Here is a 2551-nt window from a genome sequence, read left to right on the forward strand (position 1 = left end):
CCCACCGACAACACCCGCGACGACCTCGATGCCCGGATGGACTCGCTCCTCCCCGTGTTCGACCCACTTGATGGACCGTTCTACGAGGTCGAGGGGCAACGCCTCCGAGACACCGGCTTCCGTGAGAAAACGAAGGAGAAGAAGGCACGGGCCGCTCTCCAGCGCCTCCTCAATCGCGAGTTGACGACGGGCCGGGGGAAGACACGCCCCGAGCTGGTCCTCAGCGGGACGGAGCTCGCGAACTTCGTCCTCGTCCCCTCCTCCGAACAGTTGACCGTCGAAGGGACGCGGGGAACGAGGGCCGAACAGCAGAGTCGGAATCCGCTCCCGTGGCCCAATCCGGATCTGATCCAGCAGTTCCAGGACGGGATGGCCATCGGCTACGCGCTCGACGAGAATGGTGAGCCACGGCCGGACCCCATCCGGATCCCGCCAGATCTGTTGCCGACGCATTACGGGCGGTTCGCCTCGACTGGTGGCGGGAAGTCGAAGGCCATCATCAACGACGCCCTCTCGCTTCGCGAGTCGACGGGTGGCCCCGTCGTCCTCGTCGACCCGAAGGGAGACGGGATGTGTGAGAACTACCTGCGCTGCCACTACGAGCGGTTCGGTGGTCTCGACGACGTCTACCACTTCCGCGTCCCGGAGACCATCCCCGCGTTCTCCTTCTTCGACATCCGGCCCGCGCTCGAGGCCGGTCGCAACCGTGAGGACGCGATTCAGGACAAGGTCGACCACTTCCACGACATCCTCCGGATGATTATGGGTCGTGAACAGTACGGGCAGGCGTTCGTCGCGAACGAGATTCTGAGCTATCTGATCAAGGCGCTGTTCGACGAGGAGTACGGGAACGACGTGTTCGGGCTGGACGACCTCTTCGCCGCCGCGCTCCGGATGCAGCGCGATCAGACGATTCCCCCGGTCTCGGCGGACAACCAGAACATCGAGGAATCGCTGACGCGCCACTTCGCGAAGGACAACCACCAGTTCCAAGTGTCGATGGACGCCGTCGGGAACCGCCTCGACAAGCTCAAAGAGGACGCGCATCTACGGCGGATCTTCAGCCACGTCCCCGAGCAGAATGACGCCGGCGAGTACGTCGACAACCGCTTCGACTTCCGCGAGTTCCTCGACGAAGACGCTACCATCATCTTCGACCTCGGCGACCTCCGGCCGGAGGCACAGCGCGCAATCACACTCCTGCTGTTGAGCAACCTCTGGGACGCTGTCCAGGTGCGCCGGCGCGACGGTCAGACCGACTACGAGAAGCTCACGAACCTCATCATCGAGGAGGCGGCGCCGGTCGCGTCGACAAAGCTCGTCTCCGAGCAGCTACTGCCGCAGGGCCGATCGTTCGGGCTGAGTATGGGGCTCGTGATGCAGTTCCCTGAACAGGTGCGGAACCGGAACGAGCGGGCCTACGACGAGGTGCTGAACAACATCAAGACGAAGCTCATCGGGAACATCTCGATCGAACGCGACCTCGCGGAGTCGCTTGCCCACGAGGACCTCAGCCCGACCGAACTCCGCAACCGAATCAACACGCTCCCAAGTGGCGAGTGGATCGCCCAACTCCCGAGTCCATCGTTCGGCGAGACTGGTCCGCCGCCGTTTTCGCTGAAACCGCTCCCGATTGCGCCGGGGCATCCAGAAAGCGACCAGCCGCTCACAGAGCCCCAGGAAGACCATTTCGAGTCCGTGTCCCGGCCACGGATGGTCGAGCGGACACAGGCTCAGTACGGGCTGACAGAGCCGACTGAGTCGAGCACTGCTCCGGAAGAGACTGGCTGGGGGAGTTCGGGGGCCGAGACGACGGGGTCGCCTGCCGACGGCGACTCAGGAACGGACCCGACGCAATCCGCGTTCATCAGCGAATCGACGACCGAGGACGCGTCGATATCGACCACCCAGCCCGAGACGGACAGCGACCCAGATGCAGACGAGTCAGAGATGAGCCCCCTGTTCGGGCAGGCCACCGAGGCGGACGAAATGTCAGCTGCTGACCAAGCAACACAGCCGGAGAACGGGGCAACACCCGTTCAGGAAAGTAGCGTGCCCGTCCCCGATGACGAACTCCAACAACGCGGGCTCAGTCGAGACGACGTCCAGTTCCTGAATCGGGTCCTCGACGTGATGAACCGAGAGGACGACGAGTACACGCTACTGGACAGGATGAGCCAGCTTCGGGACGAATACGACGACCTCCATGTGGAGCGGCTCACGGAGCAGGACCTCCTGGACGCGGACTCCGCGGCGGGGCGCAAGTACTACACCGTCCTCCCGGACGGTCGAGACCTCCTCGGGAGAGAATTGAAGGCGGGGCCAGGAGCGGGCGATCTCGGCGAGAAAACGCCACACAAGGTTGGCGTCCGGCTCCTCGAGCTCTGGCTCCAGCAGCGGGACGACGTGGTTCGCGTGGAACCGTACTACGAAACCGACGACGGCACCGTACTGGACGTGGCCGGCATCGACGAGGACGGCGATCTCGTCTGGGCCGGCGAAGCAGAGCTCGCGAGTAACAACCGGCACGCCCCGGTCGAGGATTACGACA

General features: G+C 64.1%; 1 protein-coding gene. It reads left to right on the top strand.

Annotation, left to right across the window (positions count from 1 at the left end):
* Positions 1 to 2551, top strand: a 2551-nt coding sequence (locus AN233_RS04985) for a hypothetical protein (protein ID WP_058365746.1), incomplete at both ends; no start/stop codon positions are given.

The sequence above is a fragment of the Haloparvum sedimenti genome, assembly GCF_001462205.1.
In the GTDB taxonomy this organism is placed as follows: Archaea; Halobacteriota; Halobacteria; order Halobacteriales; family Haloferacaceae; genus Haloparvum; species Haloparvum sedimenti.